The organism is Paenibacillus odorifer, from assembly GCF_000758725.1.
Taxonomy (GTDB): Bacteria; Bacillota; Bacilli; order Paenibacillales; family Paenibacillaceae; genus Paenibacillus_AQ; species Paenibacillus_AQ odorifer.
The window spans coordinates 3,834,399-3,853,670 of sequence record NZ_CP009428.1; the positions used below are offsets into that span (position 1 = coordinate 3,834,399).

The 19,272-nt window shown below is 43.0% G+C and carries 18 protein-coding genes; 8 read left to right on the forward strand and 10 right to left on the reverse strand.

Annotation, left to right across the window (positions count from 1 at the left end; genetic code table 11):
• Positions 1-89 precede the first annotated feature (89 nt).
• Positions 90-1,793: an alpha-amylase family glycosyl hydrolase gene (locus PODO_RS16670; RefSeq protein ID WP_052097095.1), complete on the forward strand. Its 1,704-nt coding sequence runs from the start codon at positions 90-92 to the stop codon at positions 1,791-1,793.
• On the opposite strand, the gene PODO_RS16675 is transcribed toward PODO_RS16670, so the two are convergent.
• The gene (locus tag PODO_RS16675; RefSeq protein WP_038571599.1) at positions 1,780-2,460 is read right to left on the reverse strand and encodes a hypothetical protein; all 681 of its coding nucleotides are present in this window, start codon (positions 2,458-2,460) and stop codon (positions 1,780-1,782) included. The genes PODO_RS16670 and PODO_RS16675 overlap by 14 nt on opposite strands.
• Positions 2,461-2,602: 142 nt before the next feature.
• On the opposite strand from PODO_RS16675, the gene PODO_RS16680 reads away from it, so the two are divergent.
• Positions 2,603-2,842 carry a hypothetical protein gene (locus PODO_RS16680; RefSeq protein WP_036687997.1) on the forward strand — a complete coding sequence of 80 codons (240 nt, stop codon included), beginning with the start codon at positions 2,603-2,605 and terminating at the stop codon, positions 2,840-2,842.
• A gap of 1,284 nt (positions 2,843-4,126) precedes the next feature.
• Here PODO_RS16680 and PODO_RS16685 read toward each other — a convergent pair.
• On the reverse strand, positions 4,127-4,354 hold the full coding sequence (locus PODO_RS16685) for a hypothetical protein (protein ID WP_038571602.1): 228 nt from the start codon (positions 4,352-4,354) through the stop codon (positions 4,127-4,129).
• A gap of 122 nt (positions 4,355-4,476) precedes the next feature.
• Here PODO_RS16685 and PODO_RS16690 point away from each other — a divergent pair, with 122 nt between their 5' ends.
• Positions 4,477-5,103, forward strand: coding sequence for an FMN-dependent NADH-azoreductase (locus PODO_RS16690; RefSeq protein ID WP_038571605.1), 627 nt, complete (start codon positions 4,477-4,479; stop codon positions 5,101-5,103).
• Between the two features lie 103 nt (positions 5,104-5,206).
• Here the strand turns inward: PODO_RS16690 and rsgA are convergent, their stop codons facing one another.
• The 4 genes from rsgA to PODO_RS16710 form a co-directional block, all read right to left on the reverse strand.
• Entirely contained in the window at positions 5,207-6,298 is a 1,092-nt protein-coding gene (gene rsgA, locus PODO_RS16695) for a ribosome small subunit-dependent GTPase A (protein WP_038571608.1), read from the reverse strand.
• Positions 6,299-6,679: 381 nt separating this feature from the next.
• Complete coding sequence (locus PODO_RS16700) at positions 6,680-7,351, reverse strand: HAD family hydrolase (protein ID WP_038571611.1); 672 nt, start codon at positions 7,349-7,351, stop codon at positions 6,680-6,682.
• A 160-nt stretch (positions 7,352-7,511) separates the two neighbouring features.
• Positions 7,512-7,967 (reverse strand): DUF3939 domain-containing protein, encoded by a 456-nt coding sequence (locus PODO_RS16705; protein ID WP_036688004.1) that lies wholly within the window; start codon positions 7,965-7,967, stop codon positions 7,512-7,514.
• A 120-nt stretch (positions 7,968-8,087) separates the two neighbouring features.
• Complete coding sequence (locus PODO_RS16710; protein ID WP_036688006.1) at positions 8,088-8,684, reverse strand: DUF2087 domain-containing protein; 597 nt, start codon at positions 8,682-8,684, stop codon at positions 8,088-8,090.
• Between the two features lie 179 nt (positions 8,685-8,863).
• Between PODO_RS16710 and PODO_RS16715 the strand changes: the two genes are divergently transcribed.
• Entirely contained in the window at positions 8,864-9,868 is a 1,005-nt protein-coding gene (locus PODO_RS16715; protein ID WP_036688007.1) for a YpdA family putative bacillithiol disulfide reductase, read from the forward strand.
• 1 nt (position 9,869) lies between these two features.
• Positions 9,870-10,313: a DUF441 domain-containing protein gene (locus tag PODO_RS16720; RefSeq protein WP_036688009.1), complete on the forward strand. Its 444-nt coding sequence runs from the start codon at positions 9,870-9,872 to the stop codon at positions 10,311-10,313.
• Between the two features lie 70 nt (positions 10,314-10,383).
• Here PODO_RS16720 and PODO_RS16725 read toward each other — a convergent pair whose 3' ends face one another.
• The 3 genes from PODO_RS16725 to PODO_RS16735 form a co-directional block, all read right to left on the reverse strand.
• Entirely contained in the window at positions 10,384-11,319 is a 936-nt protein-coding gene (locus PODO_RS16725) for a DUF4179 domain-containing protein (protein ID WP_036688011.1), read from the reverse strand.
• Positions 11,312-11,830, reverse strand: a complete 519-nt coding sequence (locus PODO_RS16730; protein WP_036688013.1) for a sigma-70 family RNA polymerase sigma factor — start codon at positions 11,828-11,830, stop codon at positions 11,312-11,314. The genes PODO_RS16725 and PODO_RS16730 overlap by 8 nt, the downstream gene beginning before the upstream one ends.
• A 185-nt stretch (positions 11,831-12,015) precedes the next feature.
• Positions 12,016-13,764, reverse strand: coding sequence for an ABC transporter ATP-binding protein (locus PODO_RS16735; protein ID WP_036688015.1), 1,749 nt, complete (start codon positions 13,762-13,764; stop codon positions 12,016-12,018).
• 122 nt (positions 13,765-13,886) lie between these two features.
• Between PODO_RS16735 and PODO_RS16740 the strand changes: the two genes are divergently transcribed.
• Positions 13,887-14,402: a hypothetical protein gene (locus tag PODO_RS16740; protein ID WP_038571616.1), complete on the forward strand. Its 516-nt coding sequence runs from the start codon at positions 13,887-13,889 to the stop codon at positions 14,400-14,402.
• A 113-nt stretch (positions 14,403-14,515) separates the two neighbouring features.
• On the opposite strand, the gene PODO_RS16745 is transcribed toward PODO_RS16740, so the two are convergent.
• The gene (locus tag PODO_RS16745; protein WP_036688019.1) at positions 14,516-14,833 is read right to left on the reverse strand and encodes a HesB/YadR/YfhF family protein; all 318 of its coding nucleotides are present in this window, start codon (positions 14,831-14,833) and stop codon (positions 14,516-14,518) included.
• 493 nt (positions 14,834-15,326) lie between these two features.
• Here PODO_RS16745 and PODO_RS16750 point away from each other — a divergent pair, with 493 nt between their 5' ends.
• Both PODO_RS16750 and PODO_RS16755 read left to right on the forward strand, forming a co-directional pair.
• Positions 15,327-17,075: an ABC transporter ATP-binding protein gene (locus PODO_RS16750; protein WP_038571619.1), complete on the forward strand. Its 1,749-nt coding sequence runs from the start codon at positions 15,327-15,329 to the stop codon at positions 17,073-17,075.
• A 58-nt stretch (positions 17,076-17,133) separates the two neighbouring features.
• A complete protein-coding gene (locus tag PODO_RS16755; protein ID WP_036688022.1) occupies positions 17,134-19,221 on the forward strand; it encodes an ABC transporter ATP-binding protein in 2,088 nt (695 codons plus the stop codon).
• Positions 19,222-19,272 lie beyond the last annotated feature (51 nt).

Genomic DNA, 19,272 nt, shown 5'->3' on the forward strand with positions numbered 1-19,272 from the left:
TTACCTGAGGATTTGATTACAGTACTATAAGAATTAAAGCGCTTACCATTTCCTTTATAGGAAAATTGCAGCAGAAGGGGTTATTTTATATGGATAAACGAGCAACACCTATCACCAAAAAACACACAATAAACGGACTTTTGAGTCTTAGCTTAACTGCCTTTCTGCTATCCGGTTGTTCAGGAAATAATAACAATATCCCTTCCTCTGCCTCCCCTTTTCCATCGCCAAAAGCAAATACTGTTCAGGATACTACAACACCTCCCGCTGCAAAAACGATAACTACTGACGAACAACCCTCAACGGTTTATTATGAGATTTTTGTTCGTTCATTCTATGACTCTGACGGGGATGGCATCGGTGACCTCAAAGGGATTACCAAAAAATTAGATTACTTAAATGACGGAAATCCTGACACCACAGACGATCTGGGGATCGGAGGGATTTGGCTTATGCCTATCAACCCTTCACCAAGCTATCATGGTTACGATGTGACTGATTATCGTGCAATCAATCCAGATTATGGGACGATTGAGGATTTACAGGAGCTCGTTACGGAGGCGCATAAACGTGGGATTAAAGTAATTATGGATTTGGTCGTGAATCACACCTCCAAAGAACATCCTTGGTTCGTAGATTCCGCTAAAAATAAGGACAGCAAATATCGCGACTGGTACATATGGGCTGAAGATCAAGGACGTCCTGCGAATGGAGCCAGTGCCGCTGGTAGTGGCAATGCATGGCACTCTTTACTGGGTAGTCATTATCTAGGTGGCTTTTGGGAAGGCATGCCTGATCTAAATTTTGATCATACGGAAGTTCGTAATGAAATGAAGGATATCGGCAAGTTTTGGCTGGAACAAGGGGTTGATGGATTCCGTTTAGACGCTGCTAAACATATTTACGAAGACCTTCTAACCGACAAAAGCCAAGCCACAACCCATAAAAATGTATTTTGGTGGCAGGATTTCCGCAAAGCGATGAATGAAGTGAATCCTCAAGCTTATATTGTTGGTGAAGTATGGGAGAATTCTGCAGTCACCGTAGGGACTTATTTGGATCAAGCCTTTGACTCCAGCTTTAACTTTGGTTTAGCAGAGACTCTTATTAATTCCGTGAAAACTGAAAAAGACAGCGGGACTGCCTTTACGCTGGAACGTACGTATAATCTGTACTCCAAAATATCTGAGAGCCATTTTACCGATGCGATTTTTTTGACAAATCATGATCAAAACAGAGTCATGAGTCAATTAGACGGCAATCTGGATCATGCAAAAATGGCAGCAGCCCTGCTGTTAACCTTGCCTGGAAATCCTTTTATTTATTATGGTGAAGAAATAGGAATGCTTGGTGTAAAACCAGATGAAGGAATTCGTGAGCCCATGAGATGGATGACAGCGGATCAGGGTGAGGGGCAGACTACTTGGGAGGTCGGCAGCAATAACGCTGATGATGTTAGCATTAATGTCGAAAGCCAGACTAACGACAGCAGCTCACTGCTTAAAAGATACCGCGAACTCATTGCGTTAAGAAACGAAGTCCCTGCGCTCCGTGATGGCGGAATTCGAGACTACACTTCTGGCAATGTAGGGGTAATGGCCTACGAACGTATAACAACAAAGGATCAAGTCCTCGTTGTTCATAACCTAACTGGAGATGAACAAATCATTACGCTTCATCCAAATGTCGAAGGTATCTCTTACACCAAGATCCAAAAGACAACTGCTGACAAAGTGACCTTAAATTCAGATCAGCTTACTCTTCCTCCCTATTCAACGGTTATTGTGAAGTAGGAAAAGAGGAGGAATCTAATACCCACTCTGCCACTGAACTACATAATTGTGCTTTCGATATAGGAAGAGCTACAATCCAGTCTTGGGAAGGATCGCTGCTCATTCGCAGCAACCAGCCACTTGAATGATCGCTTATGAAGCTAGCATACTGAAACTTCCAGCCATTATCACTAGAAATGCAAAGTCGTAATTCTCCCTCTGCGTCGAAGCATTTCATCACTCGTGCAAGATGGTTGGAATGGACGTCATCCCCTGTCTCTGCAGCTAAACACTCTGAGAGACTGTGAACCGTAGAGGAATCCGAGCCTTTTTTCAGCTCCTCAAACCTTTTTTTTGACATTAGCAACGCCGGAATCCCGTGAGCAAAGGGCTCCATCGCTCTCTCACATTCGAACAACTCGAGACAAAAGCTCTCTGTTTCATCTCTGCTCTTCAGCACACACGGAGGAGAGTCCGGTGTATTATTGCAGTAGGCTAGTATTTTATCCTTATGTATTTGCAAACACAGATCTTTAGTTTTCTCCTTCTCTCTATATTTGAATCTACCTATCCTTTCTGCTGTAGGCGCAGTATTTAACAATTCATTTAATACTACTTGGTCGGTTACCCGATCTGGAAATAAAAATTCCGTTAAATCCGTTAAATCCGTTCGTTCTTTCTCATTCACATTATTGTATCCTTCCTGTATTACATATAAATGTATATTAAACTAGCAATCTTTATGTTATCATAAGCTAATTTTAAGGTAAAATTAAGAAACAAGGGGTATGATCATTAACATGAAATACTTGTAGCGAGGTGATTTCAAAATGAGAATGCTCATCACATTTCAGAACAAACTTGTACCTGTGTATTTCACAACAGAAAATAAACAGCCCACTCAAAAAGTACTTAGATTACTTAACAGTACGCTGGAGCTCAAAATTCAAAAGGGCAAAAGTGCCCTCCAGAAATGCCTCAATTCTCTGATTAGTATCGAAATTAAAGGCTCTGAAGCTATATTGCACAGTTACAGTGAAAATGATTCATTGGCGCTATCCCTCTATTAATGGAGGGGTAGTTTTTTTGTCACAACATTGCAGTCCTACGCTTCTAATAAAGAGCGTCCTAAGCAACTAAGAATTGCTGCTTAGACTCGTTTTCTTTTTGAAGCTAAACTTGATCCAAAATGACACTCCGTTTGATTTAGATACCATTTGCGCATACATAGCTTCTACTATCAAAATCATCCTTGGTTCTGCTTGGTGCTATTTTGTACTGCTTTGTGCTATTTCATAGCACATTTTAGATTGCTGCTTGCCGGCCATCCCATAGCCGACTGCTATCGGACCCAGAAGACCTTAATCGCAGCTTTTTGACTCATTTGGAATCCTATTGGACCCCAGAGTCGCTATTGGTACGAAAACACTAATTATCGACCTCAAAAAGCTGAATAGCTGCGCTGGAGTCCGAAACTCTGCTCTAATGCCAGTAATTTCGCATATAACGTCATCTGAGTCCGTTGCCTGCGATGGATGTTTATTACTCGGTGGTGCAGATGTATGTATAGCGGGTTACATGACATTCCAGGGAGTTGTCACTTAACACTATAATAGCCGCTGGGACTCTTGACCATTTTGGAGCTCCCTCTAGCATCTTGATCTAAATCCGAGCCATCATTTGTATTAGATACCATTTACACATACATAGCTTCTACTATTAAAGTATGCGACCTTAGTTCTGTCTGGTTCTGCTTGAGTTCTGCATGGTTTGCTTTGGTTCGACTTGGGACTGCTATATAGCAAAATTGAATTGCTGTTTACTGACTAGTCACATAGCTGACTGCTATTGGACTCATTGTTGGATGCTTTCGGACTCAGTTGACCTTAATCGCAGCTTTTTGGCTCATTTGGAATCCTATCGGACCCCAGAGTCACTATTGGCACGAAAAACACTAATTAACGACCTCAAAAAGCTAAATAGCTGCGCTGGAGTCCGAAACTCTGCTCTAATGACTAAAAATTCGCATATAACGTCATCTGAGTCCGTTGGCCGCTGAGGATAACTTGGAAGGTCACTTAGTGTGTAACTCGACAAATGACTTTGCATTTGTCAGCAGATTAGAGGTAGCGGGTTACCTGACGCTACAATGTCACTTGCCAAAGTAACGTTTGTGGTCGGTCAGCTTCCTTTGCTGATTCTAAGCTGAAACAATCTGCCCAAGACTAAAAACGCAGAGCAGTGATCCCCCTTAACGGGAGGATCACTGCTCTGCTATATTTACGGACTTTTTTAACCCAAGGACTCTGTCTCATTCAGCGAAAAATCTACTATTAGGTAGAGCTAAGCAATTATCAGCTGATCTTGTAATTCTTCTGCTCTGCTTTTTCAGCTTTTTGGATTCGAAGTCTAAATAGCTTCACTAAATTCTGACGCGTATGCTCTTCGTGACAGCTGTCCAATTTTTTAATGATAAACCGATCGATGGACATGTCAATCGCTCCTTTTAGATCATTCTGGAACTTATAGAGACAGGAAATTATTTCCTGTTCTCTTGTATCTCCTATTAACCTTGTTTTCATTTTTTCAAACTCCTTGAGCGTAAACAAATTTCAATGACAAAAAAATAATTTACAAACAAAAGATTACATGCTATATTAAATATAGTTAATATTAAATACACACATGCAAGGGAGAAATCATAATGTCTAAAGTTCTATTTATTAAAGCAAACAACCGTCCAGCAGAACAATCCGTAAGTGTTAAGCTTTACAATGAATTCTTGGAGAGCTACAAACTCAACAACCCAGAAGATGAAATCACTGAGCTTGATCTGTTCGCAGAGCAACTTCCATACTACGACAATACCCTGATCACTGGTATGTATAAAGCCGCTCAAGGATACGAAGCAACACCTGAAGAAGCAGCTGGTGCCGCTATCGTTAATAAATATCTTAACCAGTTCATCGCTGCAGATAAGGTAGTATTCGGTTTCCCACTGTGGAATATGACTGTACCTGCTGTATTGCACACTTATGTAGATTACCTTTGCCAAGCTGGTAAAACATTCTCTTACACTGCTGAAGGTCCAGTTGGTCTTTTGACAGGTAAAAAAGCAATTGTTCTGAATGCAAGAGGCGGTATCTACTCTGAAGGTCCTGCAGCAAGTGCTGAAATGGCAGTAAACTTCATCGTTGGTAACCTTAACCTGTGGGGAATTAAAGATATTACACAAGTAATCATCGAAGGCCACAACCAACTTCCAGCACAATCTGCTGAAATCATTGAAAACGGATTGCAACTGGCTAAGGAAACTGCTGCATCCTTCTAAACCATAACCGTTTAGATGCAATTCAATAATTAAGGGCGCCCCTTAGCTGTCAAAAGCTAAGGGGCGCCCTTTTCCAATGTCTATGCCGTTATATCAATTCTTTTTAATATTCATCCAGCTCTTTACGCCATCCGTATCCTCTGGTTCTGGATGAACTCACTTTAGTGGAAGCTGCGCTTTTTCTCTTAAGCTTGGCTTCTTTATTATTTTGGTACAATACTTCTCGTTGTGTTTTTCGGTAGTTGATTAGTCTCTTCTCTTCCAGTTCACCTGTTTGGACTGCTTCAAGTACAGCACAGCCCTCTTCGCGTTCATGACTACAGTTACTAAAGCGGCACTTAGTAGCTAGGCCGCTGATATCACTAAAGGCTAGATCAAGACCACCTTCATCTTCCCAGAGCTGCAGCTCCCGCATCCCCGGTGTATCTACGATAATCCCCCCATCCGGCAAAACAAACAGTTCACGGTGGGTAGTAGTATGACGTCCGCGGCTATCCCCTTCTCTAACATCCTGAGTAATCTGAAGGTTCTTCCCGCATAGCCAGTTGACCATTGTCGACTTCCCACAACCGGAGGAGCCCGTTAGAGCTACTGTTTGACCCTCACCAATGTAAGGCAGCAGCTTCTCGCGCCCTTCATCTTGTATTGCACTAACAGCATGTACTGATACTCCGGGAGCCGCGCTCTCCATTTCAGCGATTTTACTGTCTGCATCCGGACAAAGATCCGCTTTAGTGAGTAGAATAACTGGATTTGCCCCACTATTCCAAGCCATGATCAGATATCTCTCCATCCGGCGAACATTAAAGTCATCATTCAACGCGCTGACCAGAAATAACGTGTCTACATTGGAGGCAACAATTTGCTCATCTTGTGTATTTCCTGCGACCTTGCGTGAGATCACACTCTGCCGGGGCAATACGCCATGTATAATTCCATGCTCGCCGCCATCTTGCATTGCTAATGCTACCCAGTCTCCAATGGCAGGAAAATCACCCGAGGCTACAAATGTGTGTCTCAGCTTCCCGGCAAGCTCTCCCCACGTCTCTCCTACATCAGTTAACACTTTGTACTTACTGCCGAAATCACCAACGATTCTCCCGGGTATAAATTGTTTATCCTCTGCATGACTCCACTTTTCATTCCATTTTGTACTCCAGTTTTCATTCCAACCATATTGCTTTATGCTATTCATTCATTTCCTCCTAAAAGATATGTTTATGTTTTTTCTTGCCCCTTGGCGTTTTCCGAGAACACAAAAAGCCGCCGGAAATAAAGACTCCGGCGGCGGTATATAGACATGTGGATTTATTACACCAAATCCAATCTTTCTACACACGCAAAAAAGCCACCGGACCCTATACGGTTCCCGGCGGCTCTAATAAGCGTAATTGAGCTTACCTGCTAAACTGCACGAATCAATTATTCAGCAGCAGCTGTTCCCGGAAGACACGTATCCACAACAGTTGAGTTCATTACATTTAAAACTGTCATAAAACATCGTCTCCTTCCGAAATTTAAGATGCTGTTATCATAATTGGTGCAGCAGTAAAATGTCAACCCCAAATTTTCCAGATTACAAAATAGCCTTTAATTCTTTCAGCTCACGGATCATTTTCCAAGGTTGGATGTCCAGCTGATCGTCCCAAGGATGTTTCCTTTGCAGCCAAATTCCTTCAAGGCCAGCCTTACCTGCACCCCAGATATCATTTACCGGATGATCCCCTATAAACAAGGTTTGATCCGCAGAGGCACCCAGCTTGTCTAGTGCCAATTGATAAATCGCAGGATCAGGCTTCGCAATGCCAACTTCTCCAGATATAACTATAGCCTTGAAGTACTCTCGCAGGCCGAGAATATCGATTTTGGTGTTCTGGATTTCTTTTTTACCGTTGGTGACCAGCCCCAAAGTATATCCACGCTCCACGCAATACTCCAGAACCTCCAAAGCATGCTCCATGACTGCGCCATGATTGATGTAGCTCGCATCATAATACGCCCGGATATGTTCAGCCGTCACAGGCTTTTCCCAAGGCAGGATCTCACTAAGTTCTAAGAAAAATCCGTCTTTATCACGATAGCCATCAGCGTCTCTGTGGATCATATCCTCAATCACGGCCTGCGCTTCCGCAGGTTTCAGATGCCCAAGAAAATCCTGCACGAACTGAGTGCTAAAGCTGCGAAATGTATAGTCGCGATCCATTAAAGTATTGTCCAGATCAAATAAAATAGCTTGTACTTCCTTCATCAAGCGATTCCCCTTACATGCTGTTAATTTTCAAACCTAACCTACAGAATGTAATTGTACTATGCCTTAAGAGACAAAGAAAAGACTATTCAACAAAAAGGATTTATGGCTTCCCTTTTACTGAACAGTCTTTATGAAGATTCGTATCTGCGTCATTCCTTTACTCGAAATGCTCTGCCCGATGGGTCAGCATCATTTCTTCATCCGTAATATACAGCGGAAAAGGAGGTGTTTCTTTTAGATAACTTTCTGTAGATAACAATCGATAATGAACCTCTGGCAACCAGGTGTCTTCAAGCAACGGTAGCTTGCCTGTATCACTAATATAACTGTCTACAGCAGCCTGAACTAAATCCAGATAATACGGCACTAACTTGTCTTCTTCCTCGAAAATTTCATAGGTCTCTCGTGACATATAGAAATTCCGTTCGGGTATTCCACCCAAATAACGTTTCAGGCGACTCATATCGATTCTTTTGTCCTCTAAGATTAATGCTGTTCTATTAATAGGTCCAGGCATATCTTCTTCGAACTTTCGAATCGCCTGTTTCACTTGGGGTAATGTGACGGTTACATGATCTGATTTGGGTTGCTTTTTTGTGCGTTTAAATAACATAACGAAAGTCTCCTTTCTAAATATGTCTCAGATAACGCTTACAATTCCATTTTATTCGAAATTCGAATAATTAATCAGTACATTTCAAATCGACACAGAATGTTAATATTTAAAAGATCATTATTTGACATATTCCCACCGAGTCCATACTTCTCGAGGATTTAGTTCATACTTGTCCTTCTCACGATACATAAACTGATGCATGATGAATTCACGACGAATAGTGGCGAAATCTTCATGAAACTGCTTAATAAACTCATTGATTTCCTTTTCCGTATAAACAACTCCTGGCTCCAGCTTCTCAACCATGTATTGAAGCGCTATCAATTTCTTCTTGTATTGTGCTGGAATTTGCCGCAGCCGGCCATCTTTAGAGAAAAAATTACGAATTACAGTATCCTGAAGACTATTCTCAGGTAATTGCTCTTCCATATTCTCAGCTCCTTTCGAAAAAATAAACTGCAGTGAAGCCTCAGCACCATTATTGATAAACTCCGGATTCAACTTAAAATAAACTGTATTTTTGTCGCGTCTTTCTTTTATTAGAGCCGCTTCACGTAATTTAGCCGCATGATGAGTGACTGTAGGCTGCGATAAATTCAACTTCTCAGCCAGCGCTTGCCCGTGCATTTCTCCTTGGGACAGAAGCAACAATAAGCGAAGACGCGTTGGATCAGCTAAAGCTTTATGATAACTCACGATTTTCTCCAACTGCACTGGGTTCACGCTCCTAGAATTTCACAATAAATTGAAACATTAGATATATATCTAATTATATAATAATCAACGTTATTCTTGCAATGGTTATTATACTCAATCTGCTCTTATGGAAAAATTCATGAATTTAGGGTAGGATTTAAAGAAAAGATAGTAACAATCAGGAGGTAACCCGCTTTATGAAAGATGTCATTATTATCGGTGCAGGTCCTTGCGGCCTCTCGGCAGCTATCGAATGCCAACGCCAAGGCCTGTCCAGCCTTATCATTGAAAAAAGCTTTATTGTACACTCCATTTATTTGTATCCAACAAATATGCAATTTTTCAGTACGGCTCAGTTATTAGAAATCGGGGATGTTCCGTTCACTTCGACCAACGACAAACCTTACCGTCACGAAGCGCTTGTCTATTATCGCCGAGCCGCTGAGCAATATGGTCTAGAGATCGCCGCTTATGAAGAAGCTTTATCCATTGAGCCGCTTGAAGATGGAACCTTTGCCGTACATACGTCAAATATGCGTGGTGAGCATCAGAAACGTATCACTGCTAATGTAGTTATAGCAACAGGTTATTTTGATCAGCCGAATATGATTGGCATTCCAGGTGAAGAACTACCTAAAGTTACTCATTATTTCGGTGAAGCTCATCCTTACACGGGAATGAAGGTAACTGTAATTGGCGGCAGTAATTCCGCAGTAGATGCAGCGCTGGAGCTTATGCGTGTAGGAGCTACGGTAGATATGGTATATCGTGGTGAAAGCATCTCAGAGAATATTAAACCTTGGGTTCGGCCAATCTTTGAAGGCATGGTGCAAAAAGGGAAAATCACTCTGCACTTAGGCTCGCGTGTCACTGAAATTACTGCAAGCTCAGTAATTGTTACGGATCATAAGGGGGACAAGAAAGCATTGGATAATGATTTCGTTCTTGCCTTGACTGGCTTCCGTCCTAGCCGTACCCTCCTCACTTCAGCGGGTGTGATCATGGATGACGACATGGATAAGCCTGCTTTTAACACCTCTACCATGGAAAGTAATGTTCCAGGGTTGTATGTTGCTGGAGTAATCGCCTCCGGCCGCAATGCTAACGAAGTGTTTATTGAGACCGGAAGAGGGCATGGTAAGCTTATCGCAGATCACATTGTGTCAAAAGAAAGTTCTAATCCTAAGGAGTTGAAACATTAAGATGGACATGACCTCTTTGCTTTTGCTTGGACTTGCAGCGCTGGGAATTATCAGCAGCAATTCCCCTGTAACAATAGCAATGGTCGTCCTATTACTGCTAAGAGTACTTGGCCTGCAGCAAACCTTTCCTTGGCTAGAAAAATACGGTTTAACCATCGGGATTATCATCCTGACCATCGGGGTCATGACCCCATTAGCCAGCGGCAAAATATCGCTGCAGACAGTCGGTCAATCCTTCTTGCACTGGAAGTCCTTGCTTGCTATCGCTATTGGCATTCTCGTCGCTTTTCTTGGAGGCCGCGGTGCTACGCTCATGACCAACCAACCCACAGTTGTTGCAGGTCTGCTGATTGGCACGGTGATCGGGGTTGCGTTATTTAAAGGCGTTCCGGTCGGACCGCTGATCGCAGCCGGCATTTTATCACTTATGATCGGCAAAATGTAATAGAACAGCACAAAAAAGACCGCTTTTGGCGGTCTTTTTTATTGTGCCTTTTATACAACCATCTTCTTCACTATTCCTCCACCTGAGAAATGGACTGCGGAATTTGCTGCGCCGCTCTTTTTTCAACGACTAATAAATCTTCAACGCCATACTCTGTCTTAATTTTCTGCAACTGCTTCAAAGCCTCTTCTTCTGAATTAAAATATCCTGCTTCCACGAGATATAAGCCTTTCTGATCCTTTAACATCCGCACATCCTCTAACCCATATAACATTTCTTCAGCCATACCCAGCGCCTCACCAGAAGGCTGTGAGACCGTTCTTAAGGAATATACAGAGCCCCCTTTTGCTTCGTCTCCTTTCTCTTTTAACGTAATCACTACCTGTGCTGGCTCTTTATATTCTTTCACCTCATAAGCAACCGAGTCCGTAAGTGTGACATTGAACCGAATGGCCGAATCATCTAGTGTAATTAGTGGATAAGCATCCTGAACATATCGGCTTTGTTTTAATGTCTCCAGATCTTTGACTGCTGAGAATTTTCTGGCCCCACTTACTGTAATCGTCATTGTTGCCGGATTTTCCGTAAACTTTACGTTATATGAGCTTGCCATCTGTTGAGTTTCATCCGGATTTGCAAAATTCAAAATCAATTGATCACTATTCTTCAGTTGTTTGACCGAAATAAAATTCACATCTACTCCATCCTGAATGGTTCCCCCTCCTGCGCTTCCCTCCGTAAATTGCAGAACACTGACCAGCTTACCTAGAACCGGTATTTGATCCATACTACTCGCAAAAGCAGGAACCGTATTTACACCCACCGTAAAAGAAATCAATACAGCAGCAGCTACTGATCCTGTCCATTTCAAGGCACGTTTTGAAGAACTGTTTTTCTGTTTATAGATTTTCCCTCTTTCAATTCCTTTACGAGAAGCGAATGATAGTTCTTTAGGAATTTCAATCTCATTATAGGCTTGTTGTAGACGTTCTAGTTGCTTATCCAAAGTTCTCACTCTCCTCCATACTTATTTTTAATTTTTCCAAACCTCTATAAATAACGGTTTTGACGCTGCTCAGGGGCATATCAAGAACCTCTGCAATTTCCTTTATGGGCAAGTCCTCCAAATATCTCATCACAATCACCATTCTTGATTTTTCATCAAGGCCGCTGAGCGCTTCATGCAAGTCCATAACTTCTTCCCTAGATTTCGGAGCATAGCTGCCTCCTAGCTCTTGATCTATATACACGATTTTTTTAGATTTACGGATAAAGTCCAGCGCACAGTTGACAGCGATCTTGGTGAGCCAAGTTTTAAAATATTGCGGTTGCTTCAATTTATGAATGGAGATATAGGCTTTGAAGACGGTCTCCTGCACAATCTCCAGCGCATCCTCTTGATTCCGCACATAGGAGTAGGCCATTCGGTATAAACGCTCCTGCATGCCGTCAATAAGAACAGTAAAGCTGTCTTCATCACCAGCTATCGCCTTTTCCTCAAGCGTGGTTTTATTCACGTTCCTCACTTCCTTTCATGATGTTTATAAGCTTTAGACGCACATGATCACCGAAAAGACTCAAGTCCCCTGTAGAATTTTTGCCATAGTATAAGTTACTGTGTGCCACAAGCCTGATTGGAATTCAAAAAAAGTGGCCTTCTCTTTCGAGAGGACCACTAAAGTGTTTAATTATTCAAAACATATTAAGCGTCTAAATGCTGTACGTTAAATAATCGCGCATAACTACCCTCTATCGACATCAGCTGTTCATGCGTACCCCGTTCAGTAATTTCACCATTCTCAAGTACGACAATCTGATCTGCATGAGTAATCGTTGACAGTCTATGCGCTACAATTAGTGTAGTACGTTGCGAAGAAAGGGACTGCAGCGCTTGTTGAATTAAATGCTCCGATTCCAGATCCAGCGCCGAAGTAGCCTCGTCTAATATAAGAACCTTCGGATCCTTGAGAAATACCCTTGCGATAGCAACCCGCTGCTTCTGTCCTCCGGATAGCTTAACACCACGTTCTCCCACTTCTGTCTCATAACCCAGTGGCAGCTGCTCAATAAAATCATGCGCATTGGCAGCTTTCGCTGCTGAAATGACCTCTTCTTCCGTGGCGTTAGGATTACCGAATAAAATATTCTCACGCACAGATCCGCTGAATAAGAAATTATCTTGTAAGACCATACCGACAGACCTGCGCAAGCTTTCCTGTGTTAATTCCTGTATATCATAACCATCCATTTGGAGGCTGCCTTTACTGATGTCATAGAATCTCGGGATCAAGCTTATAAGGGAGGACTTTCCTCCACCGCTCATTCCGACGAACGCAATGGTCTGTCCGGGCTGAATACTCAGATTAATATCTTTTAAGACCCAATCATTCTCTTCGTTATATTTAAACCATACATTCTGAAAAGCAATCTCACCACGTGCATCCTTTAGCACTTTTGCTCCCGGCTTGTCTACAATATCGTAAGGCTCATTCAGCAGCTCAAGCACCCGTTCAAGAGAAGCAGAGGCTTGTGTAAGCACCGTCGAGGAATTAATCAATCTTCGCAGCGGAGAATACATCCGGTCCAGATAGCCAAAGAAAGCTACAAAGGTACCTACTGTCAAATTGCCATGAATGACCTGATAACCACCATATCCGATGACCAAAAGAGGTGCTATATCCGTTAATGTATTAATAATTGCGAAGGTCATAGCGTTCCAGCGGGTTTGCGCCATCGCTTTTTTAAGAAAGTTACCGTTGATGTCTTCAAACTGCTTCTGATCCACTTTTTCCATCGTAAAGCTGCGGATAATTGATATCCCTTGAATCCGTTCATGGAGATAACCTTGAATGCCAGCCAGAGCTTGGGAACGATCTTTCGTTAAAAGCTTAAGCCGCTTATACAATTTGTTAACAGCAATTGCGTAAAAAGGCAATACCGAGATAGACACGAGCGCCAGCACCGGATTTAAATAAAACATAAATCCCAAAGCAAAAACTAGCGTAAACGTGTCGAGCCATACATTCATCATGCCGACTTCGACCAAATTTTTGGTCTGCTCAACATCGTTAATAAATCTGGAGATGGCTTCTCCCACCTTGGTATTCTGATAATACCGCAGTGACAGCCGCTGTAAATGACTGTAAAGCTTATTTCGCATATCGAACAACACTTTACTTGTGATAAGCTGAGCAAAGTATTGGCGATAATACTCCACGGGTCCTCTTACGATAACAAATAAAATTAAGGCACCACCCAGAATAAGCATCAAATGCGATACCCGTTCCTCAATCCCCATGCTCGGGTTCATTAGGAGGTCATCAACCACGTATTTCAGAATCATTGGCAGTGTTAGCGGAATACTGAATTTGATCATGCCGATAAACAGCGTAAACACAATCAATTTCATATAAGGTCGTACAAAAGTAAAATATGATTTCCATTGCTTCACAGGAATATTCTTTCCCTTCTCTTTAGTGAGTTGCTAAGTACAGTTGACTTTTGCTCTCTACAGTGTTTTTATAATTTTAGATCATAAGTACAATTGCAGTACCGAACTTCAGGAGGATAACGATGTCTAGACAATTTGTGACGGAAGCCGTCATGATGGCGATTTACGGCCAGCTTCTCGTATCGAGCAGCCCTGTAGAATATATAGTGCCTTATACTACTGTGATGGAACTATACGAACTGCGAGACAGCGATGATCCGTTGATGAACCGTCCGGACGACGACAAGCATGTTAAGTTGAAGATTAGTGAGCTCATTGCTTATTTTGAAGAACCGCTCAACGCGAAGAAGATCAACCGCTGTTTAGCAGTGCCATGGGCGAAAAGCTCAGGTATTCTCCTTGGCGGGCAATCCAAAATCACCATCATTAACAGTATGGATACCGCTGTCTACGGTGAGATGTTCGATCCCATCGAAACAGAGCTTCTGCTGTCCTCACAACGTGAGAAAGTACCTATCCTAACGGATCAATTTGAATTGATTCAACGGATCATCGAGGGTGGAGTTCCAGTTCAGGTGTACGATATTGACGACTTCGACTTCGCTCTGGAGGAAGAAACCTCTCGCAATTTGCACTGATAACACCTATGTATTTCCAACTGGAATACCCTCATTTTTAAAGACAGCATTTGAAAAGCCCCTGCCTTTTGGCAAGGGCTTTTCCTGATTAAAATAAACAATCATTAAGACAACTATACCTGCACTTCGCCGGATACCGGCTTTGGTTCGTACTTATATTCAATGTCATCCTCTGACTCAGAGTATACGATAGATAGGTCATAACCTTCCATATACCACAAGTCCTGCTCCTCCATGTAGAACACAATATCATCCTGTTTGACCTGAATAGCTGGACGCCCAGGCGCTTCTGTAGCAATGCCAAGCGAAAAACCGGGGTGAAGTCCACCTCCCGAGCTATACCGGGGAAATAAACGAATATAGTCTCCATTCTTAAGGTCCAATTCTCTCTTAAACCAAGCTGCCGCTGCTTGACTAATTTCCATGTTCATTTCTCTCAGCTCCTTTGTATATTCTAATCATAACGAAAATAAGTCGATATTCAAACAACTTTATGCAATTAATGATTTCCCAATCCATTTAAAATTAAGTTTGACAAATTCGCGAACCGGATGATAAACTCTGAACATAACTAAACGTCTTCTAGTTATTACCAAATTAATGAAAGGGGTGAGCGCGGTGTTTACGAAGTTACAGCCATATTATTTTACTATTGTTGGAATTTTTACTCAACCGAATACCGAAGCAGCCCAAGTGATTAAGCCATCCTGAAGTTTTTGCGAGTCTTATGGACCGTATAACTTTAGTTCTTGAAGGTCTCTCACATGCTTGGTGCTGTAACGCACCGTGCGCATGATAGCTGTAAATTACAGGCATATCGTCCGTTTTCGGATGATATGCCTTTTTTGTTTGCTGAAGAGATAATCACTTGCGCTTTTATCAGCATCACAAGCAATCATTACAACCTGAAAGGAAGGGATTTACTTGTTCTCTGTTCTTCGCGATCTCGGCTGGTTTTTTCGCCGAGAAAAAAGGCGTTACCTGATTGGACTCATATTACTCATAGGTGTAGGCGTTCTTGAATTACTCCCTCCACGTCTGCTAGGCAATGCCATTGACGACATAGTACGCGGTTCGATTACTACAGCTTCGCTTGCCAAATATATCGGCATGATCTTTATTTTGCTGCTAGTTATTTATTGGATTACCTACATATGGATGCACAAACTTTTCGGAGGTTCCAACCTTGTTGAGCGCCTGCTGCGCTCCCGATTTATGAATCATCTTATGACTATGACACCCTCGTTCTTCGAAAAAAATAGAACTGGTGACCTCATGGCCCGGGCAACCAATGATATCAGAGCCGTCTCAGCTACCGTAGGATTCGGGATGCTTACACTGGTGGATTCTACAATCTACCTCACGGTTGTGCTGTTTGCGATGGGCTTTCTCGTGAGTTGGAAATTGACCCTTGCAGCAGTATTACCATTACCCCTAATTGCAATAGCTATGATTTTTTATGGTAAAGCTATTCATGATCGATACAGCTTAGCGCAGGATGCATTCGGAGATATGAATGACCAAGTGCTCGAATCTGTCTCTGGTGTACGCGTAATCCGTGCTTATGTCCAAGAGCGTCTTGATGAAAAACGTTTCTCGGATATTACTGAAGATGTTTACAACAAAAATATGGCCGTAGCTCGTGTCGATGCTTTCTTCGAACCAACTATCCGCTTCTGCGTCGGACTCAGCTACATTATTGGTCTTACTTATGGGATTTACCTTGTATTCCGCAATCAGATCACACTGGGTGATCTAGTCTCCTTTAATATGTACCTCGGTATGATTGTATGGCCGATGTTCGCTATTGGAGAATTGATCAACATTATGCAGCGTGGCGGAGCTTCCCTCGAACGTATCGACGAGACGTTAAACTCCAAACCCGATGTTCAAAATGCTGCCCATCCCGTTCAAGTTCCCCATCCTACTCGAATCGAGCTTAACGATGTGACTTTCCGTTATCCTTCTTCGACGATAGACAATCTAAGCCATGTCAACTTAACCCTGAACCAAGGGCAGACATTAGGTGTAGTCGGGCGTACAGGAAGCGGGAAATCTACACTGCTCAAACAATTGCTCCGCGAATATCCGACAGGTAATGGAGAGATCCTTATCTCTGGCGTGCCTATTCAACAGATTTCCCTGGATCAGCTGCATAGCTGGATGGGTTATGTTCCACAAGAGCAAATCCTTTTCTCCAAATCCGTTCGGCAAAACATTCAGTTTGGTCTAGACAACGCCGGTGACGATACGATTATGCAAGCCATTACAGCTGCCGCTTTCCAGAACGACCTGGGCACATTGTCCGATGGTCTGGATACTCTGGTGGGTGAACGTGGTGTATCCCTCTCCGGTGGACAAAAGCAACGTGTCTCTCTGTCCAGAGCTTTTATCGCTAATCCTGATATTCTTATTCTGGACGATGCCTTATCAGCCGTTGACGCTCGTACGGAAGCTCAGATTATCGACAATATCCGGAATGAACGTGCCGGAAAAACCACATTAATCTCTACTCACCGTCTCTCCGCCGTCCAACATGCCGATATGATTGTTGTACTGGATAACGGACAAATCGTTGAGCGAGGTACACATCAGGAGCTGTTGGATTTGAATGGCTGGTACCGTGAACAATATGATCGGCAGCAAGTCGAAAATAACTTATCGAATGATTAAACTACAACCATAAATAAACGAGCTACGACTACGCAAAACATTTTAGGAGGTGTCACGGTTGACACAAAGTACAGGCAAACGCCTGCTGGAATATGCATTGACCGCAAAGAAAACCTTTATCGCAGCCCTTCTGCTGCTTTCAATCGGGGTAGCGGCAGAGCTGGCAGGTCCATTTATAGCCAAAAGCATGATCGACAATCACATGCTGGCCATCGAGAAGCCCTATTTCAGCACCACGTCTCCCGATAAGGCGGCTGAATATAACAATAGTTTATACAAACGCGGCGATCGCTTTGAGCCTGGTGAAACTAAAGGCCAAGAAATTCGTGTTCTTCAAGCAGGGAGAAGTTTTTATTTTATTAACGAAGCTGTAACACAGCCTGACGGTGAACGAAAGTTCATCGATGGAGAGATGCATATCACCCGTGGTGATAACGAAGTTATCTATCCGGCGGTTAAGCTATCGGCCGATGAGCTGTTCGCTTTTTACAAACCTGAGCTTCCTGGAATCTATCAGTTGGTCGGAATGTATGCTATTTTTCTTGTAATCTCCATCTTTGCTGAATTCGGAAAAACCTACTGGCTGCAATCTTCGGCGAATCAGGTAATCCGGAAGCTGCGGACAGATGTATACGCACATATCCAGCGACTACCCGTTCATTTTTTTGACAATTTGCCTGCTGGTAAGGTAGTGTCGCGGGTTACAAATGATACCGAGGCGATTAAGGATCTATTCATTGCCGTCCTTTCCAATTTCAGCACCGGTATTATCAATATAACTGGCGTATATATCGCTCTGTTCTTACTTGATGTCCGTCTGGGTCTGATCAGCTTGTTCATTGTACCTATTCTTGTGCTGTGGATCGTGCTCTATCGCAAAATTGCGACCAAATACAATACGATCATTCGCTCACGTCTAAGTGAAATTAACGCCATTATTAATGAATCGATTCAGGGGATGTCAATCGTCCGGATATTCCGCCGTCAGAAGCAGCTTAGTGCAGAATTTGAGAACCTGAACGATGATTACTTGAAATATCAGAATAAAATGTTAAATCTGAATGCTTTCACGTCCCACAATCTGGTGAACTCACTTCGTAGTCTCTCTTTTGTGATGGTGCTTTGGTATTTCGGACATGGCAGTATTACTGGTTCAACCTTTGTATCCTTAGGCGTTCTGTATGCCTTTGTCGATGTGCTCGGACGTTTGTTCCAACCTATCACAGGTATGGTGAACCAGTTGGCGAACCTGGATACTTCTATGGTATCTGCGGGACGTGTGTTTACGCTTATGGATGAACCTGGAGAGAATGTTACTGACGGCTCCATGCCACGCTACAAAGGAAAAGTGGAATTTAAGAATGTATCTTTTGCTTATAAAAAAGACTACGTCCTTCGCGATATCTCCTTTGAAGCACGCCCGGGTGAAACTGTCGCTCTTGTAGGTCATACGGGTTCCGGCAAAAGCTCAATCATCAATCTGCTGTTCCGGTTCTATGATCCACAAAAAGGCGATATTACGATTGACGGTCAAAAGGTTACGGATATTCCGAAGCAGTGGCTGCGGAATCACATGGGCATCGTGCTGCAGGATCCGTACCTCTTCACGGGCACCATTGCTTCGAACGTCAGCCTAGGGGATGAACGAATTTCACGTGAACGTGTAGAACGTGCATTGCGTGAGGTTGGTGCGGATAAGTTGCTCGCTCATCTTCCACAAGGATTTGATGAACCGGTAATTGAGAAAGGAAGTACTTTATCTGCGGGTCAGCGGCAATTGATTTCTTTTGCGAGAGCTCTCTCCTTTGACCCAGCTATTCTTATTCTAGATGAAGCTACCTCCAACATCGATACAGAAACGGAAAGCGTCATTCAGGATGCGCTGGAAGTTCTCAAAAAAGGACGCACCACTTTCATCATCGCTCACCGCTTATCCACGATTCGCAGTGCAGATCAGATTCTAGTCCTACATCACGGAGAGATCGTAGAACGCGGTAGCCACGATGAACTGATGGCGCTTGGCGGAAGATACTTCCGTATGTACCAGCTGCAAGTAGGTGCCGCTGCTAACAGCTCTGACGATAACGCTGGCGCAAGCAACCGTCCAGCACTCGGAAACTTGCAACCCTCTCTTGAGAAAATGTAATTTACAACCCTGAGTCACTTCATTGTGATTCAGGGTTTTTTCCTGCTTGAT